Annotated in this window: 23 protein-coding genes; 12 read left to right on the top strand and 11 right to left on the bottom strand. The window is 68.3% G+C overall.

The window, feature by feature from the left end:
- Positions 1–85 precede the first annotated feature (85 nt).
- Positions 86–832, bottom strand: coding sequence for a peroxide stress protein YaaA (gene yaaA, locus ACZ5IQ_RS16165; RefSeq protein WP_212811347.1), 747 nt, complete (start codon positions 830–832; stop codon positions 86–88).
- A gap of 211 nt (positions 833–1,043) precedes the next feature.
- On the opposite strand from yaaA, the gene ACZ5IQ_RS16160 reads away from it, so the two are divergent.
- Positions 1,044–1,235 (top strand): hypothetical protein, encoded by a 192-nt coding sequence (locus tag ACZ5IQ_RS16160; RefSeq protein ID WP_212814802.1) that lies wholly within the window; start codon positions 1,044–1,046, stop codon positions 1,233–1,235.
- A gap of 6 nt (positions 1,236–1,241) precedes the next feature.
- Here ACZ5IQ_RS16160 and ACZ5IQ_RS16155 read toward each other — a convergent pair whose 3' ends face one another.
- Positions 1,242–2,393, bottom strand: coding sequence for an alkaline phosphatase family protein (locus ACZ5IQ_RS16155; RefSeq protein WP_464480029.1), 1,152 nt, complete (start codon positions 2,391–2,393; stop codon positions 1,242–1,244).
- 139 nt (positions 2,394–2,532) lie between these two features.
- Positions 2,533–2,829, bottom strand: a complete 297-nt coding sequence (locus tag ACZ5IQ_RS16150) for a hypothetical protein (RefSeq protein WP_406784259.1) — start codon at positions 2,827–2,829, stop codon at positions 2,533–2,535.
- Between the two features lie 205 nt (positions 2,830–3,034).
- Here ACZ5IQ_RS16150 and ACZ5IQ_RS16145 point away from each other — a divergent pair, with 205 nt between their 5' ends.
- The gene (locus ACZ5IQ_RS16145) at positions 3,035–4,252 is read left to right on the top strand and encodes an acyltransferase family protein (RefSeq protein ID WP_318984984.1); all 1,218 of its coding nucleotides are present in this window, start codon (positions 3,035–3,037) and stop codon (positions 4,250–4,252) included.
- A 39-nt stretch (positions 4,253–4,291) separates the two neighbouring features.
- Positions 4,292–4,978, top strand: coding sequence for an Rv0518 family GDSL lipase (locus ACZ5IQ_RS16140; RefSeq protein WP_464480028.1), 687 nt, complete (start codon positions 4,292–4,294; stop codon positions 4,976–4,978).
- On the opposite strand, the gene ACZ5IQ_RS16135 is transcribed toward ACZ5IQ_RS16140, so the two are convergent.
- Entirely contained in the window at positions 4,968–6,047 is a 1,080-nt protein-coding gene (locus tag ACZ5IQ_RS16135) for a sensor domain-containing diguanylate cyclase (protein WP_464480027.1), read from the bottom strand. The two genes, ACZ5IQ_RS16140 and ACZ5IQ_RS16135, sit on opposite strands and share 11 nt — an antisense overlap.
- Positions 6,048–6,398: 351 nt before the next feature.
- On the opposite strand from ACZ5IQ_RS16135, the gene ACZ5IQ_RS16130 reads away from it, so the two are divergent.
- The 4 genes from ACZ5IQ_RS16130 to ACZ5IQ_RS16115 all read left to right on the top strand — a co-directional run bounded on the left by ACZ5IQ_RS16130 (position 6,399) and on the right by ACZ5IQ_RS16115 (position 11,284).
- Complete coding sequence (locus tag ACZ5IQ_RS16130) at positions 6,399–6,848, top strand: Fur family transcriptional regulator (RefSeq protein ID WP_212811353.1); 450 nt, start codon at positions 6,399–6,401, stop codon at positions 6,846–6,848.
- Between the two features lie 102 nt (positions 6,849–6,950).
- Positions 6,951–9,077, top strand: a complete 2,127-nt coding sequence (gene katG / locus ACZ5IQ_RS16125; RefSeq protein ID WP_244872533.1) for a catalase/peroxidase HPI — start codon at positions 6,951–6,953, stop codon at positions 9,075–9,077.
- A gap of 57 nt (positions 9,078–9,134) precedes the next feature.
- Positions 9,135–10,028 (top strand): LysR family transcriptional regulator, encoded by an 894-nt coding sequence (locus ACZ5IQ_RS16120; protein WP_464480026.1) that lies wholly within the window; start codon positions 9,135–9,137, stop codon positions 10,026–10,028.
- A gap of 56 nt (positions 10,029–10,084) precedes the next feature.
- Complete coding sequence (locus ACZ5IQ_RS16115; RefSeq protein ID WP_346416198.1) at positions 10,085–11,284, top strand: MFS transporter; 1,200 nt, start codon at positions 10,085–10,087, stop codon at positions 11,282–11,284.
- Here ACZ5IQ_RS16115 and ACZ5IQ_RS16110 read toward each other — a convergent pair.
- Entirely contained in the window at positions 11,281–11,943 is a 663-nt protein-coding gene (locus ACZ5IQ_RS16110) for an MOSC domain-containing protein (RefSeq protein ID WP_464480025.1), read from the bottom strand. The genes ACZ5IQ_RS16115 and ACZ5IQ_RS16110 overlap by 4 nt on opposite strands.
- A gap of 267 nt (positions 11,944–12,210) precedes the next feature.
- On the opposite strand from ACZ5IQ_RS16110, the gene ripD reads away from it, so the two are divergent.
- Positions 12,211–12,891, top strand: coding sequence for an NlpC/P60 family peptidoglycan-binding protein RipD (gene ripD, locus ACZ5IQ_RS16105; protein WP_464480024.1), 681 nt, complete (start codon positions 12,211–12,213; stop codon positions 12,889–12,891).
- A 79-nt stretch (positions 12,892–12,970) separates the two neighbouring features.
- Here ripD and ACZ5IQ_RS16100 read toward each other — a convergent pair whose 3' ends face one another.
- Positions 12,971–13,930: a type IV toxin-antitoxin system AbiEi family antitoxin domain-containing protein gene (locus tag ACZ5IQ_RS16100; protein WP_464481476.1), complete on the bottom strand. Its 960-nt coding sequence runs from the start codon at positions 13,928–13,930 to the stop codon at positions 12,971–12,973.
- 173 nt (positions 13,931–14,103) lie between these two features.
- Here ACZ5IQ_RS16100 and tpx point away from each other — a divergent pair, with 173 nt between their 5' ends.
- Together tpx and ACZ5IQ_RS16090 are read left to right on the top strand one after the other, a co-directional pair.
- A complete protein-coding gene (tpx, locus tag ACZ5IQ_RS16095; RefSeq protein WP_318984990.1) occupies positions 14,104–14,598 on the top strand; it encodes a thiol peroxidase in 495 nt (164 codons plus the stop codon).
- Between the two features lie 78 nt (positions 14,599–14,676).
- Positions 14,677–16,023, top strand: coding sequence for a sensor histidine kinase (locus ACZ5IQ_RS16090; protein ID WP_244872534.1), 1,347 nt, complete (start codon positions 14,677–14,679; stop codon positions 16,021–16,023).
- A gap of 1 nt (position 16,024) precedes the next feature.
- Here ACZ5IQ_RS16090 and ACZ5IQ_RS16085 read toward each other — a convergent pair whose 3' ends face one another.
- Both ACZ5IQ_RS16085 and ACZ5IQ_RS16080 read right to left on the bottom strand, forming a co-directional pair.
- Positions 16,025–16,267, bottom strand: a complete 243-nt coding sequence (locus ACZ5IQ_RS16085) for a hypothetical protein (RefSeq protein ID WP_212811361.1) — start codon at positions 16,265–16,267, stop codon at positions 16,025–16,027.
- A gap of 173 nt (positions 16,268–16,440) precedes the next feature.
- A complete protein-coding gene (locus tag ACZ5IQ_RS16080) occupies positions 16,441–16,734 on the bottom strand; it encodes a hypothetical protein (RefSeq protein ID WP_212811362.1) in 294 nt (97 codons plus the stop codon).
- Positions 16,735–16,929: 195 nt separating this feature from the next.
- Between ACZ5IQ_RS16080 and ACZ5IQ_RS16075 the strand changes: the two genes are divergently transcribed.
- Positions 16,930–17,796 carry a hypothetical protein gene (locus ACZ5IQ_RS16075; RefSeq protein ID WP_212811363.1) on the top strand — a complete coding sequence of 289 codons (867 nt, stop codon included), beginning with the start codon at positions 16,930–16,932 and terminating at the stop codon, positions 17,794–17,796.
- Between the two features lie 20 nt (positions 17,797–17,816).
- Here the strand turns inward: ACZ5IQ_RS16075 and aceA are convergent, their stop codons facing one another.
- From aceA to ACZ5IQ_RS16060, 3 genes are all read right to left on the bottom strand, one after another.
- Entirely contained in the window at positions 17,817–20,093 is a 2,277-nt protein-coding gene (gene aceA / locus ACZ5IQ_RS16070) for an isocitrate lyase ICL2 (protein WP_464480023.1), read from the bottom strand.
- A gap of 74 nt (positions 20,094–20,167) precedes the next feature.
- Positions 20,168–20,563 (bottom strand): tautomerase family protein, encoded by a 396-nt coding sequence (locus ACZ5IQ_RS16065; RefSeq protein WP_061005550.1) that lies wholly within the window; start codon positions 20,561–20,563, stop codon positions 20,168–20,170.
- A gap of 27 nt (positions 20,564–20,590) precedes the next feature.
- Entirely contained in the window at positions 20,591–21,970 is a 1,380-nt protein-coding gene (locus ACZ5IQ_RS16060) for a glutaminyl-peptide cyclotransferase (RefSeq protein ID WP_204158460.1), read from the bottom strand.
- Positions 21,971–22,041: 71 nt separating this feature from the next.
- Here ACZ5IQ_RS16060 and ACZ5IQ_RS16055 point away from each other — a divergent pair, with 71 nt between their 5' ends.
- Positions 22,042–24,579, top strand: coding sequence for a DEAD/DEAH box helicase (locus tag ACZ5IQ_RS16055; RefSeq protein ID WP_061010290.1), 2,538 nt, complete (start codon positions 22,042–22,044; stop codon positions 24,577–24,579).
- Positions 24,580–24,604 lie beyond the last annotated feature (25 nt).

The following is a 24,604-nucleotide window of genomic DNA, read 5'->3' as shown; positions in this document are numbered from 1 at the left end:
CGGCTGCCCGACATTGGACAACGTGATGACGACACCGTGGCGAAGGAATACTCCCCTCACGAACCATTATCGCAGACCGTCGGCGTCACGCCGTGACCACCACCGTCAACTGCGCCCCGTCGCGTTCGACGCGCATCCCGGCACGACGGGCAACAGCGGCAACGGCGGCGGCGTCGGTCGGTTCGGCGCGGCTGCCGGCCAGCGCTCGGGCCAACCGGCCCTTGTGGGCCTTGTTGAAGTGGCTGACGACGGTGCGCCGCCCGTCGGGGTGTTCGGTGTAGACGTCGACGGTCACCGCGCCGGGGATCTTGCCGAGGGCCTCGTATGAGCCGGAGCGCAGGTCGACGATGAGCTCCTGCTGTTGCAGCTGGGCCAGTACAGGTTCCAGGACCGGCTTCCACCGGCTGGCCAGTGTCCCGCCGGCGGGCAGTTTCGATGATGCCGACAGTCGGTACGCCGGAATCGGGTCGTCGGCGCGCAGCAGGCCGAAGAGTGCCGACCCGACGGCCAGCCGGGCGCGCGCCCGGGTTGCGGTGGCGCCGCGCAGTGAGCTGATGTCCAGAGCGTCGTACAAGACCCCGGTGTAGCGGTCGATGGCCGGCATCGTCGGGGCGCTGCGCAGTTCGGCGTTGCGCTGGATTTCGGCGTCCTGCGCGGCGGAGATGGCGAGGGCCTTGCGGCTGGCTTCGGGGTCGGCAGCGAGGGTGACGAGTTCGTCGATCAGCGCTGCGCGCAGCGGCGTGAGTTCCGGCACACCGAGCGTGCCGAGCTGCAGGGGCGGTCCGTCGCCACCTGGGCGCTTGGTCTCCGAGGGCGGCAGCAGCACGATCACGGCGAAGACGGTAGCCGACGCCCGTTGGTACGACACGTACCATCTACCTGTCAATCAGGGGTGTTTGCTTTGCCGCTGTGGTCACGGTGGCCTAAAGTTCGGTACCTACTGACGTCGGGGCAGAGGTCGGTGGGCCGAGGTTCCGTACCTGCGGTGGTTACCAGGGAATGCTGGGGTGGTTATGGGTAGGAACGCCAAGTTCGCCGTTGACATGCGGGTTCGCGTCAACCGTGGCGACGCCAAAGACGTGCGTGGTGTGATCGTGGAGGACTACGGCGATCATGCGGGCTATTCGGTCGATGTCGGCGACGACCATATTGTCGACGCGGCGCGCCGCTGGGCCGTCCTGCTGGACAGTGGCACCCTCGTTTTCGCCGACGATGCACATCTGAAGCCCGAATAGTCCCGGCTAACCGGAAGCGATGAGCAGCGGAACCAGCTGCTCGGCATCTGTCCACGATCCGTGCTGCCCGATGAGGGCAGATTCAAGAGGCTCGACCGTCCTACGTACCAATCCGGCGTTGTCCCGGGCCGCTGCCACGACATCGCCGATGCGGCTGCGCGCCGCGTCACCGACCCGCGCGCCGAACCACCCCTCGGCGATGGCCTGCTCCTTGGTGCGCACCCAGGCATTCGTGCCCAACGTTTCTCGCCACGCGTCGGCGACCGCGTCCGCCGCGCCCTCGGCGACATAGACGTGCCGCGCCCGGGCCTCACCGGCGACGGCGACGACGCCGTCCAACAGCTCGGGACGCGCATCGATGTCGACGACGTCGGCGTCGTCGAGGTTGACCATGCCGTGGTCGGCGACGACGGCCAGCAGCCCGCCGGCCGGCAGGGCCTCGATGATCGATTCGACCAGCCGGTCCACCTGCCGCAGCTGCATCCGCCAGGCCGTCGACCCGGCGCCGTACAGATGGCCGAGCATGTCCAGATCGGCGTGGTAGCCGTAGCAGAAGCCGCCGTCGGCGACGGCCTGCTGCACGCGGGCCGCGAGGTCGCCGAGTCGATGCACCCCGACGTACTGTCCGCCGCGGAGCACCGCGCGGGTCAGCCCCGAATCGGTGAATTCGGCGCCCGAGATGACGCTCACCGCGACACCGGCGGCCGACGCTTGGCCGAACGTGGTTGGCAGCGGCTGCACGTCCTCGGGAACCAGCGCGTCGCGCAGGTCCGCGCCGAAGGGATGCGGCGTCCAGCGCAACGCGTTGACGACGCCGTGGTCGGGAATCCGGAACGAGTAGCCGACCATGCCGTGTTCGCCGGAGCGCCGTCCGGTTCCCACCGCCGCCAGCCCCGCAGCGGTGGTGGCGGGGTAGCCGACGCGCAGGTTCCGGCCGCGAAGCCCGGCCAGTACCGGAGCGTCGGCTGCGTAGGTGTCGAGGAGCTGGGCACCGAGGCCGTCGATCAGCAGCACGCACGCGCCACGAACACCGCCGGGCAGGTCGATGGGCCGGTGCACACCGTCGAGTTGGGCCCCGGGGACACCCATCGCGGCCAGCACGGCCGGTACCACGTCGGCCAGATGCGGCGCGTCGGCTCGCGGGCTCGGCAGATCCATGGCCGCGAGCTTAGGGATTTCCCGGGTGAAGTAAATCCAATTACCGCGCCGCGGACCCCATTGGCGCCGCGAGTAAATTCCTATTCAGCACCGTGAATAGGGAAAACGCAATTATCTCGCGACGCGAGCAAATGCGTTGTCAGCCGCCCCAGCCGCGGGTGCCGTCCCAGCCGCCACAGATGCCGTTGAAGCAGCCGTGTCCGAAGCCGCCGGTGACGGGGTTCCAGCCACCGCAGCCCCGCCAGTTCGCGCCGTCGCCGCAGCCACCGCCGCCACCCTGGCCATCGGGTCCGCCGTAGCCGTTGTCGGCAACCACGGTCCGATCCGTGCCGATGCTCCCGGAGAGGGTCATCGCCGCGGCCGGAGCGGCAACTATCGCTGCTGTGGCGGCCACCGCGGCGACCGCCGATGTCGTGAATTTCCGCCTAATTAGCATGTCTACAGAATGCTCCTGAGCGGCCGGATATTCCAGCCTCCCGCACTCCTCGATTCGATTCTGTGAGCAGAGTTACTACCGGACACGCCTTTCTGTGGGGAAATGCATTTCGGCCCGGAATCACGCGGTCGGGAGTGTCATCCAAGAAAAGTCACAGGTTTCCCATCAGGACCCGGGTCTTCGCCGCTGTTACCCTTTTCCCGTCATGAGTGTGGTGCCGAGCGGTGAAATCAAGGCACTGTCCGGCCTGCGCATCGTTGCGGCAGTGTGGGTGGTGCTGTTCCATTTCCGTCCGCTGTTGAAGCAGGCGTCACCGCCCCTGAGCGACGCCCTCGCCCCGATCCTCGACTGCGGCGCGCAGGGCGTCGATCTGTTCTTCATCCTCAGCGGATTCGTCCTCACCTGGAACTACCTCGAGCGCATGGGGCCGGCGTGGTCGACACGGGCGACGCTGCATTTCCTGTGGCTCCGCCTGGCCCGGGTCTGGCCCGTCTACCTGGTCACCATGCACCTCGCCGTGGCCTGGATCATCTTCACGCTCAACGTCGGCGACTTCCCGTCGCCGGAGGCGGCCACCCTCACCGGCCCCAACTATCTGCGTCAGCTGTTCCTGGTCCAGCTGTGGGTGGTGCCGTACTTCGACAACTCCAGCTGGGACGGCCCGGCCTGGTCGATCAGCGCGGAATGGCTGGCGTACCTGCTGTTCGGGTTGCTGGTCATCGTGCTGTTCCGGGTGGCCCGGGTGAGCCGCGCGCGGACCCTGCTGTGGCTGGCGTTCGCCGTTACGCTGCCGCCGCTGCTGTTCCTGGCCGCCACGGGCGAGTTCTACACGCCGTGGAGCTGGCTGCCGCGCATCGTCCTGCAGTTCACCGCAGGCGCCCTGGCGTGTGCCGCCGTCCGCAAGCTGAACCTGACCGACCGGGGCCGCACGGTCGCGGGGGTGCTGTCGGTGGTGCTGCTGGCCGTCATCGTGGGCCTCGTGTACTGGTTCGACGCACATCCGATCCCGACCATCCGTGACGACTTCGGCCTCGTCGACGTCTTCTTCCTGCCGTTGGTGGTGGCCCTTTCGGTCGGCACCGGCACCCTGCCCGCATTGTTGTCGACCCGCGTCATGGTCTACGGCGGCAAGGTGTCGTTCGGCCTGTACATGGTCCACGAACTCGTGCATCAGGGCTGGAACTGGGCCGCGGCGCAGTACCGAATCGAGATGTTGCCGAGTTGGGGCACCAAGTTCATCGTGCTGGCGCTGCTGGCCGGCTCGTTCGCCGGTGCCGTGCTGCTGTTCCACTACGTCGAAGAGCCGGCGCGGCACTGGATGCGGCGCATGGTCGGGCCGGCAGATGGCTCGAAAGCTGTTGTAACACAACGTAAACTCCAGGCGATATCTGACGACGAAGAGCCCGCCGAACGCGCAGGCTGACCGCACTACGCCGTAGTACCGACTCATCATGGGAGACCCGTGCGCCATCTGACCACCTTGTTGCTGACCGCTGCGCTGTGTGCGGTGTCCGTGGTGAGCGCGCCCGGTCCGGCACACGCGTACCGGAACGTGCGCCCGGGGATGCCCGAACGCGTCGCGGTGATCAGCGACTCGTACACCAACGGCACCAACTTCGGCGGCCAGGGCCCCCGGAGCTGGACCGCGCAGGCCGGTCGCAACCTCGATGCCTGGGGTGCCCCGATCACGGCCGACGTCGCCGCCGAGGGCCGGGCCGGTTACGTCGTGCGCGGCGACCACGGCAGCATCTTCCTGGACCTGACCAGGCGCGCCGTGCGGCCGGACGACGCCCTGGTGGTGTTCTTCGGCTCCCGCAATGACCAGGGCGCCGACCTCATGCAGCTGTCGGGAATGGCGCACGACGCCTTCGCCCAGGCGCGGGCGACGGCGCCCGGTGCCAAGCTGCTGGTGATCGGGCCGCCCTGGCCGACGGCCGACGTACCGCCGGCGGTGCTGCAGATCCGCGACGTGCTCGGCATGCAGGCCGGGATGGCCGGTGCCACGTTCGTCGACCCGATCGCCGAGCGGTGGTTCGTCGACCGTCCGGACCTCATCGCGCCCGACGGCGTCCACCCGACCGACGCCGGACACGACTACCTGGCGGGCCTCATCGCGCCGCGGATTCGCGCCGAGCTGCCTACTCGTTGATCGGCAGGTCGTCCCGCACGTCGTAGCGGACGTCGTTGCCGCCGTCCTCGCGGGCGCGTTCCATGGCCTCGGCGGCTGCCGCCAGCAGAGCGTCGATGACGATCTCGGGCGGGTGCACCGTCAGCGGCGCCAGCGGGGTGCACACCACGCCGATGCTCGCGGTCACCCGGGACGGCGTCGACTTCATGGCGCCCTGCACGCGGTCGATCAGCGGCGAGGCGTCGGGACTGGTGAAGGTGTCCGCGACGATGAAGTCGCTGTCGGAGATGTGCGCGGCGATGGCGTTGCGGCGCACCGTTTCCCGCAGGGCCTGGCTGACGTCGATGCGGGCCCGGTTGGCGCGCCGTTGGCCGGACATCGAGGACAGCAGCGGAAAGCTGTCGATGCTGACGACGGCGAGCACCATGTGACGGTCGTCCTGCCGGTTGCGGGCGGCGAGCAGGTTCGCGGCGCGCGAGTACAGCCCGTCGGTGTTGAGCAGCCCGGTCAGCGGTTCGATCTCGCTGTGGTGGATGTCGGTCGAGCTGAGCCCGATCGCGACGCGGCACGTGAAGAACACGAAGACGTTGAGCAGCGCGATGATCAGGACGGCGCACGCCGCCAGCGCGGGGTCTTCCGACCCGACGCGGACGCCCAGGTATCCCAGCGTGAGCCCGCCGAGCACCCAGGGACCGGCCAGCACGCTGGGGCGGTGCAGGAAGGCCACATAACCGCTGGAGAAGATGAACGCGCTGGTGGCCAGCAGCCCGAGCATCGGGTCCGTCATGATCAGGCAGGCCGCGCTCATCGGGATCGCGCCGAGCGTCACCGAGATCGCCGAGAACCGCTGCGAGGGCCAGGAATGGCGCAGCCAGACGGCGCCGACGCCGAGTGCGCACGCGCCGACCGCGACGGCGATCGCCTGGCGTACCGGGCCATGGGGGCCCGCGGGGCTGAGCATCAGCACCACGGGAACCATGCCGAGCACCGCGTTGAGCGCGGCGATCACGCGGCAGGTTCGGGTCTGCAGGCCGCGGACGGCGAGCAGCGAGGTGAGCCAGTAATAGTGATTCTGTCCGCCAGCGGTCATGCGGGTACCCGGTGGTCTCCCGCGTCAGCCGGCCGGCGAACCGGATGGCCTGTCACGCTGCGTCGCATATGCAGCAGATTAACAATCGCGCCGCGCGGATTCGGCGGCCGTCGGCAAACTCTGTGCATACGTTCAGCCTCGGATGCTGAATCGCCCCGCGAACTGAACGCGGCGATTCGCCGGTTCGGGTGAATTTCCTGCGGGCGCGCGGCGGGTCGCCTAAAGTGTCTGCGGAACAACGGCTTTGACCTCTGCGAATGGCATCGTCGCCGGTTTCCCTCAGCGAATTCGCGTGACACACATCACGCCAAAGTCTTGACTCAGTCCAAAAAAGCGCGTAGAAGTGAACACGTGACGACCGACTACACGGAGCAGCTGCGTTCCGCAGATCTCCGTGTGACACGGCCCCGCCTCGCAGTCCTGGAGGTGGTGGCGGGACGTCCGCATGCCGACACCGAAAGCGTCTTCGACGCGGTCCGCGCGATCCTGCCCGACGTCTCCCGTCAGGCGGTCTACGACGTGCTGGCCGCACTCACCACCGCGGGGCTCATCCGCCGTATCCAGCCCTCGGGTTCGGTGGCCCGGTACGAGACCCGCGTCGGCGACAACCACCACCACGTCGTGTGCCGTTCGTGCGGCGCCATCGCCGACATCGACTGTGCCACCGGCGAAGCGCCCTGCCTGACCCCGTCGGACACTCACGGCGTGCTCGACGGTTTCGTCGTCGACGAGGCCGAGGTCATCTACTGGGGTGTGTGCCCCGACTGCGCGGCAGCCACAACTTCACGATCACATCCGTGATCGCAACACAATTCACCACCCTCGAAAGGAAGTGCAGTGCCTGAGGAAACTCACCCTCCGATCGGAGAAGCACAGACCGAGCCTGCCGAAAGCGGTTGCCCGATGCGCATCAAGCCGCCTGTCGAGGGTGGTAGCAACCGGGACTGGTGGCCCAACGCCGTCAACCTCAAGATTTTGCAGAAGAACCCGCCGGCCATCGATCCCACGGACGAGGATTACGACTACCGCGAGGCCGTCAAGAACCTCGACTTCGAGGCCTTCCAGCGCGACTTCGACGAGCTGCTGACCAACTCGCAGGAATGGTGGCCCGCCGACTTCGGCCACTACGGTCCGCTGTTCGTCCGCATGTCGTGGCACGCCGCCGGCACCTACCGCGTCGAGGACGGCCGCGGCGGCGGCGGCCGGGGCATGCAGCGCTTCGCCCCGCTCAACAGCTGGCCCGACAACGTCAGCCTGGACAAGGCGCGTCGTCTGCTGTGGCCGCTGAAGAAGAAGTACGGCAAGAACATCTCCTGGTCGGACCTCATCGTCTACGCGGGCAATCGCGCCATGGAGCACATGGGCTTCAAGACCGCCGGTTTCGCTTTCGGTCGCCCGGATTACTGGGAGCCCGAGGAGGACATCTACTGGGGTTCCGAGCACGAGTGGCTGGGTTCGCAGGACCGCTACGCCGGTACCGACCGCACCAAGCTGGAGAACCCGCTGGCCGCCAGCCACATGGGTCTGATCTACGTCAATCCCGAAGGCCCCGAAGGCAATCCGGATTACCTGGCCGCGGCCATCGACATCCGTGAGACCTTCGGCCGCATGGCGATGAACGACGTCGAGACCGCCGCCCTCATCGTCGGTGGCCACACCTTCGGCAAGACCCACGGTGCCACCGACATCGAGAACGGCGTGGAGCCCGAGGCCGCCCCGCTGGAGCAGATGGGCCTGGGCTGGGCCAACCCCGGCGTCGGCAACGAGGCCGTCAGCAGCGGTCTCGAGGTGACCTGGACCCACACCCCGACCAAGTGGGACAACTCGTTCCTGGAGATCCTCTACGGCAACGAGTGGGAGCTGACCAAGAGCCCGCAGGGTGCCAACCAGTGGAAGCCCAAGGACGGCGGCTGGGCCAACTCGGTGCCCATGGCACAGGGCACCGGCAAGACCCACCCGTCGATGCTGACCACCGACCTGTCGATGCGCTTCGATCCGATCTACGGCGAGATCACCCGCCGCTGGCTCGACCACCCGGAGGAGCTGGCCGAGGAGTTCGCCAAGGCGTGGTTCAAGCTATTGCACCGCGACATGGGTCCGGTGGTGCGCTACCTCGGCCCGCTGGTGCCGAAGCAGACGTGGCTGTGGCAGGACATCACCCCGGCCGGCAAGACGCTGTCCGAGGCCGACGTCGCCTCGCTCAAGACCGCCATCGCCGAGTCGGGCCTGTCGGTGCAGCAGCTGGTCAACACCGCGTGGAAGGCGGCGGCCTCGTTCCGCTCCAGCGACATGCGCGGTGGCGCCAACGGTGGCCGCATCCGGCTGCAGCCGCAGCTCGGCTGGGAGGTCAACGAGCCTGACGAACTGGCGCAGGTGATCCGGAAGCTCGAGGAGATCCAGCAGGCGTCGCCGACCGGTGTGTCGTTCGCCGACCTGGTGGTCCTCGGCGGTGTCGTCGGCCTCGAAAAGGCCATCAAGGACGCCGGTTTCGACGTCGCGGTGCCGTTCACCTCGGGTCGCGGCGACGCCAGCCAGGATCAGACCGACGTCGAGTCGTTCGCCTACCTGGAGCCGAAGGGCGACGGTTTCCGGAACTTCGTCGGCAAGGGCGACACCCTGCCGTCCGAGTACCGGCTGATCGACCGCGCCAATCTGCTGGGGCTGACGGCGCCGGAGCTGACCGTGCTCATCGGTGGTCTGCGCGCACTGGGTGCCAACCACGGCGGTTCGGACCTCGGTGTGCTGACGGCCGACAAGGGCAAGCTGACGAACGACTTCTTCGTCAACCTGCTCGACATGTCCACCAAGTGGGCCCCGTCGCCGGCCGATGACGGCACCTACGTCGGCACCGACCGCAGCAGCGGCGCGCCGAAGTGGACCGCCAGCCGGGTCGACCTGCTGTTCGGCTCGAACTCGCAGCTGCGGGCACTGGCCGAGGTCTACGCGGAGGACGACAACAAGGAGAAGTTCGTCAAGGACTTCGTCGCGGCGTGGACCAAGGTGATGAACGCCGACCGGTTCGACATCTAGCCGGAACCTGATTCAGTACCCCGTGGGCCCTCGGGCTCACGGGGTACTGTGCTTTTCGTGCTCCTCGATGAACTCCGCTGGTTCGTCGTCCTGGCCGAGACCGAGCACGTCACCGCTGCCGCCGCCGAATTGGGTGTCGCACAGCCGACGCTGTCGCGGGCCCTGGCCCGGCTGGAAAACGAAGTGGGCACACCGCTTTTCGACCGCACCGGCCGGCGGCTGCGGCTGAACGGGTACGGGCGGATCATGCTCGAACATGCGCGTCGCGGCATTGCCGAGATGGATGCGGCACAGAGCCGGATCGCGGCGTTGCTGGATCCGGACAGCGGCCTGGTCCGGTTGGCTTTTCTGCATTCGACCGCGAATTGGTTTGTGCCGGAGGTGCTTCGGCAGTTCCGGGTACGGGCTCCGGCGGTGCGCTTCGAGCTGTTCCAGGGCGCGGCGCACGACATCGCGGAGCGGCTGCGCACCGGGCAGGCCGACGTCGCGATCACGTCCCCGCGGCCGACGCAGGTGCCATGCGTCTGGCGGGTTCTGTATGTCGAACGGTTGTGCTTGGCCGTGCCCGCCGACCACCGGCTGGTGGGCCGTGCCCGCGTACGCCTGAGCGAGGTGGCCGAGGAGACCTTCATCGCGCTCGGGGCGGATTTCGGGCTGCGCCAGCTGACGGATCAGGTGTGGGCCGAGAGCGGCATCACGCCGGAAATCGCGTTCGAAGCCATGGAGATCCCGACGATGGAAGGTTTGGTCGCGGCGGGATTCGGCGTCGCCGTGGTGCCGGTGCCGCGGCCCGGCCGGGGTGATCCCTCGGTGATCTACATCCCATTGTCCGACACCAGGGTCAAGCGCGAGATCGGCATGGCGTGGGTCAAGGGTCGCGAATTGTCGCCTGCTGCAGCGCGATTCGCCGACCTGGTCAGCACCACCGCATCTGATGCACAAAACGTATGAAACAACTCAAACTAATGTATTGGACACATGAACGGGGTGGTTCCTAGCCTGCGTTCGTGACTGTTGAAGCGCCCGTCTGGACCGGCCATGTGCGCGGTTCCACCGACTACCGCAGGCTGCTCGGCGCGCTGTTCTGCGCCGGCGTGGCGACGTTCGCGCAGCTGTATTCGCCGCAGGCGGTCCTGCCGCTCATCGCCCGCAGCCTGAATACCGGTGCCGCGGCCTCGGCGCTCATGGTGTCGGCGTCGACGATCGGCCTGGCGCTGGGGGTCATCGGCTGGTCGACGCTCGCCGACCGCATCGGCCGGGTGCGCGCGATGTCCTACTCGGTCTGTGTGGCAACGGGTTTGGCGCTGCTGGTGCCGTTCGCGCCGACATTCCAGCTGTTGCTGGCCGGACGATTCGCCGAAGGCCTGGCACTCGGGGGAGTGCCGGCCATCGCGGTGGCCTACCTGACCGAGGAGATCGAAGCCGGCCATGCCGCGCGGGCCGCGGGTACCTACGTCGCCGGCACCACGATCGGCGGATTGCTCGGCCGGCTGGTGGCCGCCCCGGTGGCCGAATTCACCGACTGGCGGTGGGCCATGTTCGTCGTCGGATTGCTCTGCAGCGCGGCAGCTGTCGGCTTCATGCGACTGGCCCCCGAACCTCGCGGATTCGTCCCGGCCGACGAGGAGACCGAGGGCTCCCTGGCGCACCGATTGGCGGCCAACCTGCGCAACCCCAGGCAACTGGTGCTGTATCTGCAGGGCTTCCTGCTCATGGGCGGGTTCGTCGCGATGTACAACTTCCTCGGCTTCCGGTTGAGCGCGGCGCCGTTCGGCCTTCCGCAGACCGTCGTCAGCCTGGTGTTCGTGGCCTATCTGGCGGGCACCTGGGCGTCGGCGTGGGCCGGGGCCGCGGCCAGCCGGTACGGCCGGCGCCCGGTCCTGCTGGGCAGCGTCGCGGTGATGGGTCTGGGTGTGGTGATCACCCTGAGCCACAACGTGATCGCGGTCCTTGCCGGCCTGCTGGTCGCCACCGCGGGGTTCTTCGGCGCGCATGCCACCGCCTCGGGTTGGACCGGCCAGTTGGCCACCGTGGGCAAGGCGCAGGCCGGCTCGCTGTACAACCTGGCGTACTACGCGGGTTCGAGCGTCATCGGCTGGGTCGGCGGGATCGCCTTCGACACCGCCGGGTGGTCGGCGGTGGCCGCCGTCATCGTGGGGCTGCAGGTCGTCGCCGGACTCGCGGCGGCCGTCGTGCTGCGCGATTAGTGCTGGCTAGCCCGCTGGTGGACGCGGTCCTTGATGGCGTCCGGCAACGCGTCGGCCGGAAGCAGCCGCGGCAGTAGCTCCGGTTCGAGGGTCAGGGCGCGGAACACCATCGCGACAGTGACGTCGTGCGGCGGACGCGAGACCACCGTGATCGATGCCCCGGCCCGCAGCACCCCGGGCGTCACGACGCGCAGGTAGGCGCCGGGCAGCGCCTGGGCGGTGAAAGTCTTGACCCAGCCGCGGATTTCGAGCCACTCGGCGAAGGTGCGGCACGGGATGCGGGGCCGGCTCACTTCCAGGAGCGGGCCGCCGTCTCCGATCTGCCAGCGTTCGCCGATGACGGCGTCGTTCACCTCGAGCCCCGCGGTGGTGAGGTTCTCGCCGAACGAGCCGTTGGCCAGCTCGCGGTCGAGGCGGACCTGCCAGTCGTCGAGGTCTTCACGGGCGTAGGCGTACACCGCCTGGTCGTCACCGCCGTGGAACTGCTGGTCGCCGATGGTGTCGCCGACCAGACCGCTGCCGAGACCGCCGTGCATGGGGCCGGGGGCTCGCACGGGCACCGGCTCGGACGTCGGGCGCTTGTCGATTCCGGTGCTCAGCTGATCCTTGTCGGGGCTCGGTCGGGGGACCGCCAGATTCACCGTCAGGATCGCTGCCATGGCGCAAGCCTAGAGGTGCCGTCCGGCTCCTTCGACCGGGAGTGGCCCGGGTCACCGCCAGCGCTGAAATCGGTCACCGTGGATCACCTTTCGATCACATTTTCGATAAAGATCGCGCGCTGACCTGCATTTATGTGGGATAAGACGCGCGCGTGGGGTAAAAGTGACGTTAGTGAAATTTGTGACGAGAGGGACCACCGGGGCCGCGACCCCTGCGTAGACCACGCAGCGTCGTGTGCCGGTGGCGCACGACGAGAGGTGGCCGAGATGCGGCGGATCATTGTGACGGTGGCGAGCGCGGCACTGCTGGCGGCGCCCATGGCGGTGGCGGCTCCGCTGGTGTCGGCGCCCCTCGCGTCGGCCGACACCACCTGGACCGGTGGTACCCACCGACAGGCCATCGACTTCGTCATCCGGCGCGCGCTGTCGCAGCGCGGGGTGCCGTTCGTCTACGGCGGTGGCAACGCCAACGGCCCCAGCCTGCCGCCGGCCAGCGTCACGACCGCGGCTGCGCCGGTGGCTCAGCCGGCTCCGCAGGTCGGCCTGCAGCCGATGGGTGTCGCGCAGCCGGCGGCGGCGCCGCAGACCAACACGCTCATCCCGGGCCTGTCGGGTCTGTTCGGCCAATCGCCGACCGCGAGCGCCATCACGCCGGCGCCGACCACGCCGGGCTTCGATGCGTCCGGCCTCGTTCAGTACGCGTTCGCCGGCGTCGGCATCAAGCTGCCGCGGTCGTCGGGTGAGCAGTACAAGGTCGGCCGGAAGATCACCGCGGACCAGGCCCTGCCGGGCGACCTGCTGTTCTACGGCCCGGCCGGCTCGCAGAGCGTCGCCCTGTTCGTGGGCAACGGCCAGATGATCGAGGGCACCGAGCCCTCCGTCACTGTGGGCCCGGTGCGCACCAACGGCATGGACCCGTACCTGAGCCGCATCATCGAGTGGCAGTAGCGGCTGCGACCACCCGATAGCGCCTCGGATCGCAGTCACCTACTGACTGTGATCCGAGGCGTAAGCGCACGGATTCTGGTCAAGCGGCGATATCGGCGGCGGGATATCCGCATCCCGGTCCGCACGGATGACCGCGCACGGGGATCTCACGCTGTCGCAGAACCTGTGCGATCTTCGTTGCGGTCTGACATGGCCGGTCGAATACCTGCTGATAACTGAGTCGGACCGTCCACCGGCCGTCGACCGCGGCATCCAGATCGCGTTCGATGTCGTTGTTCCGGGCGGTCGCCGAGTCGTGGAACAGCCTGCCGTCGAGCTCTACCACCAGCCGTTTCCCGTACTCGACGTCGCGGTATCGAACACCGGACGACGACGAAGACCTGTTCTGACGACTGCCTCGGGGTAACCCGTGCGCCCGCTCCACGCGATCGAGGTAGCGCTGTTCGAGGACCGAACACGTGCCTTCTGAGATGTCGAGCAGAATCGCCCGCAGCCAGCGTCGGCGAGGCACGCGCCGTCGGCTCTCGAGTACTGCCAGCAGTCGCTGTGCTGTGGTCCGTCGGGACTGGCAGGCGTCTGCCAGGATGGCGATCGCATCGAATTCTGCGGCCCGGCAGGCGACATCCAGTGCGGCCTCCTCGTAGCGCAGCCGCGGTGGTCCCACGTGCCACAGCACCCGCTGGTCCAGGTGGGCAACGTGATGGATGCGAACACCGTCGGGCTCGACCAGCGCGGTCCGGTTCCGGTCGACCGCGACGTGGACGACCGGGCCTTCGTGCTGCATCGCCGACTCCAGACACAGCGCCGCCGGCGCGGCGTAAAGCACTGCAGCCCAGGCGCGTTGCTGCCAACTCGGCGATCCGGTGTGGTCGACGTACACGCCGTCGTGCATGCGAGCCCATTCGTTGCGCCGCAGCATGCGCCGGATGTAGGCGTCGTGCCTGCCGGCGCCGAGCACCTGTCGCCGCGAAATGACGCCTGCCTGACGGCCGAGAACCGCGGCAATCTCCGCGTCGGCGGCTAGGCCCTTGTCATCCACGTCGTCGATCTTCGCGGCAGTGCGCGGGCCGGCGCCAGACCCCGGGTTGGCCGGCTGTGGATAACCGTCTACGCCTCGGATCTCAGCCACATGTTGACTGCGATCCGAGGCAGAGCGGGCACAGCAGCACCCCAGCGCTGCGCGCGTGACGCAGTCTTGACAGACTGTCGGGTATGGCACAGATAACCCTGCGTGGAAACCCCATCAACACCGTCGGCGAGCTGCCCGCTGTCGGGTCCGCGGCCCCGGCGTTCGCCCTGACCGGCGCTGACCTGGCTCCGGTGACCAAGGACCAGTTCAGCGGTAAGTCCGTGGTGTTCAACATCTTTCCGTCGGTCGACACCCCGGTGTGTGCCACCAGCGTGCGGACCTTCAACGAGCGGGCCGCCGCCGACGGCGCCACCGTCGTGAACGTGTCCAAGGACCTGCCGTTCGCCCAGAAGCGTTTCTGCGGTGCCGAGGGCATCGAGAACGTCACCACCGCGTCGGCGTTCCGGGACAGCTTCGGTGAGGACTACGGCGTCACCATCGCCGACGGCCCGATGGCCGGCCTGCTCGCCCGCGCCATCGTGGTGATCGGCGCCGACGGCAATGTCGTGTACACCGAACTGGTGCCCGAGATCGCCCAGGAACCGGACTACGACGCAGCGCTGGCCGCCGCCAAGTAACACCAGCTCTTCGACGGACGGGGTGTGTGCCAGGGGCACGCGCCCCGTCCGCTTTTTCGTATCGGGCATGATGACTTGGTGCAGCTGCGATTACCGATACCGGCTTTGTCGTTGCGAGCCATCGTCGTCGTCGCGGCGTTGTCGGTGGTCGCGACGGTGCTGATCATCGGAACCTGGGTGTGGATCGGCGTCACCAACGACCAGTACAGCCAGCTCGATCGGCGGCTGGACTCGCTGAGCAGCCTGCCCGACGTCAACACCCTGCTGAGCATCGCCCGGCAGACGCCCACCGGCACGCCGCAATCCGAGGGCTCACTGGTGCAGACCGTCCGCATCGGCGCCGCCACGGTCTCGATGCCGCCGGAGATCGTGCTGCCGCAGTTCGAGGCCGGGTATGCCAACACCACGATCAACGGCGTCGAGTACCGGGTCCGCACCGTCACCACGGGTTCGGCGTCGATCGCGCTCGGCGCACCGCTGGCCGAGGCGCAGCGCCAGATCCGTAACCTGCACATCCGCATCCTGGCCATCTGTAGCGGCGTCATTCTCGGCACGTTCGTGGTCGGCGGCTCGATGTGGTTCGTGATGATCAACCCGTTCCGCAAGCTCGCTCAGCAGGCCCGGCAGATCAACTCCCAGTCGAAGCCCGAAGAGGTCCACGTGCGGGGCGTCTCGGAGGCCGTGGAGATCGCCGAGGCGGTCGAGGGCATGTTGGCCCGCATCGGCGAGGAACAGGCACGTACCAAGGCCGCGCTGGAGTCGGCCCGCGACTTCGCCTCGGTGGCATCACACGAATTGCGCACCCCGCTGACCGCGATGCGGACGAACCTCGAGGTACTGTCCACGCTCGATCTCGAGGCGGAGCAGCGTGCCGAGGTGATCGGCGACGTCATGCGCACACAGAGCCGGATCGAGGCGACGCTGACGGCGCTGGAACGGCTCGCCCAGGGCGAGCTCACCACGGCCGACGATCTCGTGCCCGTCGACATCACCGAGCTGCTCGACCGGGCCGCCCACGACGCGGTACGGGTCTATCCCGACCTCAACGTCGCCCTCGTACCGTCCCCGACGGTGCTGATGCTGGGCCTGCCCGTCGGGCTCCGGCTGGTTGTCGACAACGCGATCGCCAACGCCGTCAAACACGGTGGTGCGACCCGGGTGCAGCTGTCGGCCGTCAGCTCGCACGACGGCGTGCAGATCGCCATCGACGACAATGGCACCGGCGTACCGGAACACGAACGTGACGCGGTGTTCCACCGGTTCGCACGCGGGTCCACCGCGTCACATTCGGGTTCGGGTCTCGGTCTGGCACTGGTTGCCCAACAGGCCGAACTGCATGGTGGCACAGCGTCTTTGACGCAGAGTCCGCTCGGCGGCGCGAGGCTCCTGCTGGAGCTGCCCGCGCCGCGTCCGCAAGCAGTCTGAGCTAGATGCAGGCGCCGAAGATGCAGAATCCGCCGTCAGGCTCCCAGCCGCCGTTCCACGTGCCCGGCGGGTTCCAGCCCCAGGCCGGCGGGGGCGGCGGACCCCAGCCGGGTCCGGGTCCCGGGCCGTTCCAGCCCGGGCCGTGACCCCAGCGCGCCGGGACCGGCGCCATGCCGGTATCCGCACTCGCGGTACCCGCACCCAGCCCGACGGCTCCGGCGGCAACGCCGCTCGCGACAGCCAAACCAACAATGAATTTTATCGATTTCATGATCTACTCCATTCCTCGACTCAATCGATTGCTGCAACAACGTTGCGGCGCTCGCTGTTTCTCGGTCTGTAGTCATTCTCGTTAGTCAAGCTATGTATGGCCTGTGCCCGCCTTAGGCGGTGGCTTTCGGTTTCCGGGTGCCCTGCTCAGATGCAGGCGCCGAACAGGCACACCCCGCCATCCGGTTCCCAGCCTCCGTTCCAGGTGCCCGGCGGGTTTCCGGGCGGCGGCGGCGGTCCCCAAGCAGGTGGTGGCGGCGGTCCCCATGCCGGTGGCGGCGGGCCCCAGTGGTGGTCCGGCGGCGGTGGTCCCCAGCCGGGCCCGGGCGGGGGTGGCGGTGGACCCCAGTCGGCGCTCGCGACGCCGGTGCCCAGCGTCACCAGGCCGGCGCCGAAGCTGCCGGCGATCGCCAGGCCGGCAATCATCTTGGTGTGTTTCATGATCGATCGTCTCCGTTCGTGGCGGACTGTCCGACCATGGAACGGCAGCAGGTTGTGGATCAGCTGTGCCTGACGTAAGTGGTAGGTCCCGGTTTGGCGTCGTGCGGCCGGCGCAGGAAGGCGACCGCGCCGGCCCGCTTCCTACAATTGGCCGATGCCCGCCAATTCTCGGTTCGCCGGAGCCGGAGCCGCACCATGCTGATCGGCATCCTCGCCGCCCTCGTTGCCTGCTTCAGCTATGGCACGGCATCGGTGCTGCAGTCCCGCGCGGCCCGTCGCGACGGCGAAGCTGCCGACACCGCACCGACGTTCCGGTCGACAGTGACGGCGATCCTGGCGCCGCTGTTCCTCGCCGGCATGCTGCTGGACGGGCTGGGCTTCCTCGGCAGCCTGGTGTCGGCGCGGCTGATCCCACTGTTCCTGTCGCAGACCATCATGAGTGCCAACCTCGCGGTGACCGCCGTCCTGAGCGTGCTGGTGCTCGGCGTGCGCCTGCGCCCGCGGGACTGGGCCGCGATCGCGACAGTCCTTGTGGCACTGTGCATTCTGGGCTTCAGCGCCGGTGAACTCGGCACCGAGGTGCCGGGCCGGCACATGCACTGGAGCGTGCTGGCGGCATCGGCGCTCATCTTCGTCTTCGGGGTGGTGCTCGTTCGGGTGCTCGGCAAGAAGGCCGCGGTGCCGGCCGGGCTGATCGCCGGCATCCTGTACGGCGCCATGGCGGTCGCGGTCCGGATCACCCACGGGCTCGACCCGTTCGAATGGCATGCGTTGCTCTCCGACCCGGCGGCGTGGGCGGTGGTGGTCGCCGGCGGCGGTGGCTTCTACCTGTTCACCGTCGCACTGCAGATCGGTTCGGTGAACGGCGTGGCCGCCGCACTCGTCATGGGGGAGACGGTGATTCCCGGCGTGGTCGGCGTCCTGTTGCTGGGCGATGTGGCGAAGCCGGGACTCGGATGGCTGGTCGGGGTCGCTTTCGCCACCGCGGTCGCCGGGGCGGTCGCGATCGCGATTTTCGGTGCGGCAGAAGAGGAACCGGCGGTCGCCACGGCTCAGGCGTGAAACCGTGGCGACCCGACCGGCTAGTCCTCCTTGCGGATCAAGCGGCCGAGGGCCTCGCGGTCCGGCGCCAGTAGTTCGTCGATCCGCGCCTTGTTGACATCGGCGACGATGATCTCGCCGACCTCCTGATAGACGTTGCTGAACAGGCCGTGCGACTTCATCTTTTCGGTCTGGTAGATGTTGTCCTCCGTCGGCGTCACGTAGTAGACGATCTCCGACTTGAACCGGTGGATCAGCCACACGTGGATCAGGTCCATCAGGCGCTTCTGCCGCAGCTTCTCGGCGAAGGTGTTCTGGTCGCGCACCGTGAGGATGTTGCGGCCGTAGCGGTCCTTGATCGGGTCGACGACGACGTTGGCCAGCGGCTCGTCACCGCTGCCGTAGATGCCCAGATCCAGGACGTCGGAACCGGCGCGGCGGGGCCGCAGTTGTACGTGCAGCTGCTCGCCGATCTGGTAGTGATCGCTCCACATGGCCAGCCACTCTTCGAGGAGCTTCTTGGGCACCTCGGTCTGGACCAGGTGCTGGTGTTGCGTGGAGCCGGCACCCATCGCCTTGGTGGTCGCGGTCCGCCCCGACGACGCGGCCAGCGCGGCATCGCTGCGCGGACCGCCGACGAGCGTTTGCGGTGTGCGGTAGGGAGATTCGACGAGCCGCATCTTGCGTTGCAGCCGGGCCAGGGCCAGCATGCCCTCCTGTCGCAGGGATGTCGCGAACTCCTCGCACGCCACACCGTCCACCTGGTGGCCGCCGTAGGTGATGAAGTTGAAGACGAACCCCATCTTGCCGAGTTCCTCTGGGAACGCCCGCATTTCGTCATCGGTCATGCCGGTGGTGTCCCAGTTGAACGACGGCGACAGGTTGTACGCCAGCATCTGGTCGGGGAATTCGGCGTGGATGGCCTCCGCGAATTCCCGGGCGTCGGCCAGGTCCGCGGTTTTCGTCTCCATCCACAGGATGTCCGCGAAGGGCGCGGCCGCAAGGGATTTCGCGATCGCGTACGGGATGCCGCCGCGCACCTGGTAGTAGCCCTCGGGGGTCTTGGCGAGCTCGCAGTCCCACGCCACGTCGGCGCCGAGTTCGCGGGCTTTCTCCCGCGCCGCGTACAGCGACGCGCGGGCCGCGAACTTGCGCCACTCCTCGGGGCTCACCGTCGTGGCCTCGCCCTCCTTGGCGCGGAACTGCAGCACTTCGGCCACCGCCTCGCAGTAGGTGTTCAGGCCCGAATCCGCCTGCCACGCCTCGACGAACTTCGACTCGACCTTGTCGAAGACCGAGTCGACGGACTGCCCGGAATTCTGGTCCCAGGAGGCGGCCGCCTCGTCGATGAGGCCCGCAATGCCGTGGCTGTCCAGCCAGGCCTCCGCGGTGGCGTACTGCCCTTCGGGCAACGCGTAGAGCAGGTGCCCACGCAGATCGGTGACACCCTTGTCGTGGAAGCGGCGCACCATCGCCAGGAAACACGACTTGTAGGACGGGATGTTGAGATTGGTGGCGCCCAACAGGAACGGCTGATCGCGCTCGTCGGCTGCACTGTCGATGAGGTTGGCGGCCTCGGCGTCGGTGCGCGCCACGATGATTCCCGGCACACCCATCATGTCGAGCTGGAAGCGCGCGGTGTTGAGACGCTTGAGCTGTTCGTCCGACGGCACCAGCACCTTGCCGCCCTGGTGGCCGCACTTTTTGGTACCGGGCCGCTGATCCTCGATGTGGTAGCCGGGGACGCCCGATTCGACGAAACGGCGAATCAGGTTGCGTACGTGGGCATCTCCACCGTGGCCGGTGTCGGCGTCAGCGATGATGAAGGGCCGGTAGTCGATCGCCGGGGTGGCCGCCCGCTGTTCCTCGGTCATCTGCAGGCGCAGGTACTGCTGGTTGCGGTCCGCGGTCAGCAGGGCGCGCACGAGGCCGGCGGCCTCGTCGGGCACCTGGCTCAGCGGGTAGCTCGCCAGGTCTGGCCCGGGGTCCTCGCTGATCGAGCCCTTTGCCGAGGTGGCCCAGCCACCGAGGTAGATGCCTTCGATACCGATCCGCTTCATCACCACGGCCTGGCCGGGGGAGTACGGCCCGAACGTCGTGATGCTCTTCTTCTGCGCGAACAGTTCGCGCAGCCGCGGATAGAACGCCTCGGCGGCCTGCCGGGCCACCGGGTAGTCGGACGGGATGGTGCCGCGCTGTTCGACGACCTGCCGCGCGGTGTAGAGCCGCGTGATGCCGTCGAAACGGGGGCTGTCGAAATACTCCTGCACGTCGGCGACGTTCTGCTCGAAAGACGTCGCAACTGCTTCGAGAGTCATGGACTGCTCCTTGCTGAGCTTGTTTCCGATGAGCTCTCCGAGCCTATCGCCGCGGGGCGGCCGTGAATACGCGATCAGACATTCACATCGAAGCCGAGGCCGACGTCGCAGGCGGCCTGGCCGCCCCGGATGCCCCAGTTCTCCAGCGCGCTCTCGCGCAGCAGGATCGTGATGTGGTCGGCCGGAATGTCGAAGGCGGCAAGGCGGCCAACGATCTCTCTGTACAGCTCGCGCTTGGCCGCCACCGACCGGCCGGCAAAACAGTCGATGGTCACCAGGGTGTACCGCTCGGGGTGCGCGAGATGCGGCGCGTGCGAAACCCGGTGCGGCTCATGGGCCACCAGCCGGACGTGTTTGTCGCCGACCGGGATCCGGAACGCGGCGACCAGCGCATCGTGGACGGCGTCGATGAGGGCGACCTCATCGGACCGGCTGTACTGGCGTCGGACCTCGATCAGGGAACTCGGCATGGCGCTGATCGTCACACCCGGCGGCCGTCAGCGCACCTGAATTTCCGCTTCGGTCGCCGCATCGAACCGGACGCGGTACACGGCGGGCCAGTACTTGCCCGTGATCAGGAACTGTCCGTTTCCGTCGGGCCCGCCGAGGTGCGCGATGCCGTTGAGCACCCCGGCTTCGCCGTGCCAGGCAGCCTCGCGCAGACCGGTGGCGTACACGACCGCCCTGACGACGCCGGTGGCGGCGTCGACCTCGATGATCTGGTCGGTGGGGAACACGTTGGCCCAGATCCGGTTGCCGACGCAGTCGAGGCTGTTGAGCCCCGGCACTCGAATTCCGTTGTAGGTCACGGCCAGAGTGCCGGTTTCGCGCATGTCGTCGAGACGGTGAACGCGCAGTACCGCGGACCCGTCGCTGCGGATCAGCCGGTCGCCGGCGCGGCACAGGCCCCAGCCCTGACCGTCGAGCGGTACCTCCCGCAGCATGGTCAGCGTGGCCTTGTCCCACTCGATGGCGACGCCGTTCTCGTAGGTCAGCTGCCACAGGTGCGCGCCGGCGTCGGCGATGCCCTCACCGAAATAGGTGGGCGGCAGCGGGACCACGCGACGCAACTGGCCGGTATCGGCGTCGAGTTCGCGCAGCTCGGATTTTCCTTCGAGACCCGTGCTCTCATACAGCGTCGCGCCGTCGACGAACATGCCCTCGGTGAAGGCGACGGGGTCGTGATCGAACCGTTCGAGTACGACGGGTTGGAGTCTGGCGACCTGATCGGCCGCGGCGGTGGGGATCCCCGCCACCACGATCAGGAGCGTGCCGACGGCCGTCAGCGTCACGGCGGTGATCGCGGCGGTGTGTTCCTGTACCCAGTGGCGCATCCGCTCCAGGCCCTTCTCGGCGTACCGCGAGGCCACCAGGTGCGCCACGATGGGAGCGGCGGTGGTGGATCCGGCCAGGGCGACGAAAAAGCCGATGGCACCGGCTTTTTCGGTGGGTGCGGTCAGCAGGGCGTCGATGGCCACGCCGCCCGCGACGCACGCCAGGATGAACTTCGGGTTCGCGACGGCGAAGACCAGTCCGGTGACGCCGGTGACCAGTGGCGACGCGGACTGCAGCCGGGTCAGCCAGCCCGTCGCCTGCGCGTAGTGCCTGCGCCGCAGCCACGTGACGACACCGAGCACGACCAGCACGATGCCGATGCCGAGCTGCAACCGCGAACTGGTCGCGGCGGCGTGCGACTGCCCGACGGGCGAGACCAGCACCACTGCGCTGATGACGGCGGCCATCCCGACGAGCCACCCGCAGAGGTAGGTCAGGCCGGTGCTGCGGGGCCGGTCCGAGTACAGCAGGAGCAGCACCGGCGGCAGGACCGCCATCGGGGACAGCGCCACGATGAGCGCGTCGGGGATCAACCACGTCACACGAGCCATCCTGCCCAAGTGTCCGCCCGGCGCGGACGTCCGGCCGGTGATCGGGCAGGCTGGAGCACACGATGGCACCCCGCATATCTCTCTTGGACGACCCCGCCGACCTGTCCGCGCTGCGCGCGACGGGCGCTGACCCCGACGAACTGCTGGCGTCGTTCGCCGCGTGGGCCGAGGAGTCGGGGACCGCGCTGTACCCGGCGCAGGAGGAGGCCCTGATCGAGCTGGTGAGTGGCGCCAATGTGGTGCTGGCGACGCCGACCGGCTCGGGCAAGTCGCTGGTGGCCACGGGCGGGGTGTACTTCGCCCTGGCGGCGAACCGGCGCAGCTACTACACCGCGCCGATCAAGGCCTTGGTCAGTGAGAAGTTCTTCGCCCTGTGCGACGTCTTCGGCGCCGCCAACGTCGGCATGCTCACCGGCGATGCCGCGGTCAACGCCGGCGCGCCGATCATCGCGTGCACGGCCGAGATCCTCGCGAACATCGCGCTGCGGGAAGGTGCCGACGCGGACATCGGGCTCGTGGTGATGGACGAGTTCCACTTCTACGGTGACCCCGACCGCGGCTGGGCCTGGCAGGTGCCGCTGCTGGAACTGCCCAGGGCCCAGTTCCTGTTGATGTCGGCGACGCTCGGCGACGTCACGGTCCTGCGTGAGGACCTCACCCGCCGCACCGGCCGGCCGACGGCTCTGGTGGCCGGCGCCGAGCGCCCGGTGCCGCTGTTCTACAGCTACGCCACCACCGCGATGCACGAGACCATCGCCGACCTGTTGCAGACCAAGCAGGCGCCGATCTACGTCGTGCACTTCACCCAGGCCGCCGCGCTGGAGCGGGCGCAGGCGCTGATGTCGGTCAACGTGAGCACCAAGGAGGAGAAGGCCGCCATCGCCGAGCACATCGGGGGCTTCCGCTTCACGACGGCGTTCGGTTCGACGCTGTCACGGCTCGTGCGCCACGGCATCGGCGTGCACCATGCCGGCATGCTGCCCAAGTACCGGCGCCTGGTGGAACAGCTCGCCCAGGCCGGGCTGCTGAAGGTCATCTGCGGCACCGACACCCTCGGCGTCGGCATCAACGTGCCGATCCGCACCGTCGTCTTCTCGGCGTTGTCGAAGTACGACGGCACCCGTACCCGGCTGCTCAATGCCCGTGAGTTCCACCAGATCGCGGGCCGCGCCGGGCGGGCCGGCTACGACACCGCGGGCACCGTCGTGGTGCAGGCCCCCGAGCACGAGGTGGAGAACCTCAAGCAGTTCGCCAAGGTCGCCGACGATCCGAAGAAGCGCCGAAAGCTGGTGCGCCGCAAAGCGCCCGACGGCATGGTGCCGTGGGGTGAGAACACCATGAAGCGCCTGGTCGAGGCCGCGCCGGAAGCACTCACGAGCAACATGCGGGTGTCCACGGCCATGATTCTCGACGTCGTCGACCGTCCCGGTGACCCCTGTCTGGCCATGCGCCGGCTGCTCGGTGAGAACCATGAGCCGCGCAAGAGGCAACTGCGGCACATCCGTGAGGCGGTAGGGATCGCGCGCTCACTGCTGCAGGCCGGCGTGCTGGAACGGCTGGCCGAACCGGAACCCGATGGGCGCCGCTACCGGCTCACGGTCGACCTGCCGCCCGATTTCGCACTGAACCAGCCGCTGTCGACTTTCGCGCTCGCTGCGGTCGAGCTGCTCGACCCGGATTCGGAAACGTTTGCGCGCGACGTGGTTTCGGTGATCGAGGCGACGCTGGAGGACCCGCGCCAGATCCTGGCGGCCCAGCTGAAGAAGGCCCGGGGTGAGGCCGTCGCGACGATGAAGGCCGAAGGCATCGAATACGACGAACGCATCGAACTGCTCGACGACATCACCTATCCGCGTCCGCTCGATGAGCTGCTGACGCACTGCTTCGAGGTGTACTGCCGGAGCAACCCGTGGGCCGCGGACGGGCACCCGGCCCCGAAGTCCGTCGTGCGCGAGATGTGGGAGCGGGGGCTGACGTTCAAGGAGTACGTCAGTGCCTACGGCCTGACCCGCACCGAAGGCGCGGTGCTGCGGTACCTGTCCGATGCTTTCAAGGCGCTGCGCTCCGGAGTACCGGCCACCGCCCGGACCGACGAGTTCACTGACATCGTCGAATGGCTGGGTGAGCTTGTGCGCCAGGTCGATTCGAGCCTGCTCGACGAATGGGAGCAACTGACCAGCGCCGATCAGGTCGACGAGGTGGCGGTCATGGCGCCGGTGCGGCCGCTCACCGGCAACGAGCGGGCATTCACCGCTATGGTCCGCAACGCGCTGTTCCGGCGCGTGGAGCTGTGGGCCCGGCACCGCTGGGACGAGCTCGGGGCCCTGGACTCGGGGTCGGGGTGGACGGCGCAGCGCTGGGAAGAGGTGGGGGAGCAGTACTTCGCCGAACACGAGGACATCGGCACCGGGGCCGACGCGCGCGGCCCCGCGATGCTGATCTTCGACCGGGCGCCCGACGTGTGGCGCGTCCGGCAGATTCTGGACGACCCGGCGCACGATCACGACTGGGGCATCGACGTGGAGGTCGACCTGCGCGCGTCCGACGAGGACGGCGCGCCGGTCATGCGGGTCGTCGATGCGGGGCTTTTCGGTAGCTGAGCGCGCTTCTCGGGCAGACTGGGCG

The organism is Mycobacterium toneyamaense (assembly GCF_055384815.1).
Note: the sequence above shows the minus strand (reverse complement) of the source record. Positions and strands in the feature narration are given on the sequence as shown.

Coding starts and splice junctions, on each gene's coding strand:
- ACZ5IQ_RS16150 (WP_406784259.1), bottom strand. CDS start 2,829: ATGCTAATTAGGCGGAAATTCACGACATCGGCGGTCGCCGCGGTGGCC.
- ripD (WP_464480024.1), top strand. CDS start 12,211: ATGCGGCGGATCATTGTGACGGTGGCGAGCGCGGCACTGCTGGCGGCG.
- ACZ5IQ_RS16055 (WP_061010290.1), top strand. CDS start 22,042: ATGGCACCCCGCATATCTCTCTTGGACGACCCCGCCGACCTGTCCGCG.
- ACZ5IQ_RS16160 (WP_212814802.1), top strand. CDS start 1,044: ATGCGGGTTCGCGTCAACCGTGGCGACGCCAAAGACGTGCGTGGTGTG.
- ACZ5IQ_RS16155 (WP_464480029.1), bottom strand. CDS start 2,393: ATGGATCTGCCGAGCCCGCGAGCCGACGCGCCGCATCTGGCCGACGTG.
- aceA (WP_464480023.1), bottom strand. CDS start 20,093: ATGACTCTCGAAGCAGTTGCGACGTCTTTCGAGCAGAACGTCGCCGAC.
- tpx (WP_318984990.1), top strand. CDS start 14,104: ATGGCACAGATAACCCTGCGTGGAAACCCCATCAACACCGTCGGCGAG.
- ACZ5IQ_RS16110 (WP_464480025.1), bottom strand. CDS start 11,943: ATGGCAGCGATCCTGACGGTGAATCTGGCGGTCCCCCGACCGAGCCCC.
- ACZ5IQ_RS16080 (WP_212811362.1), bottom strand. CDS start 16,734: ATGAAACACACCAAGATGATTGCCGGCCTGGCGATCGCCGGCAGCTTC.
- ACZ5IQ_RS16075 (WP_212811363.1), top strand. CDS start 16,930: ATGCTGATCGGCATCCTCGCCGCCCTCGTTGCCTGCTTCAGCTATGGC.
- katG (WP_244872533.1), top strand. CDS start 6,951: ATGCGCATCAAGCCGCCTGTCGAGGGTGGTAGCAACCGGGACTGGTGG.
- ACZ5IQ_RS16135 (WP_464480027.1), bottom strand. CDS start 6,047: ATGACCGCTGGCGGACAGAATCACTATTACTGGCTCACCTCGCTGCTC.
- ACZ5IQ_RS16145 (WP_318984984.1), top strand. CDS start 3,035: ATGAGTGTGGTGCCGAGCGGTGAAATCAAGGCACTGTCCGGCCTGCGC.
- ACZ5IQ_RS16065 (WP_061005550.1), bottom strand. CDS start 20,563: ATGCCGAGTTCCCTGATCGAGGTCCGACGCCAGTACAGCCGGTCCGAT.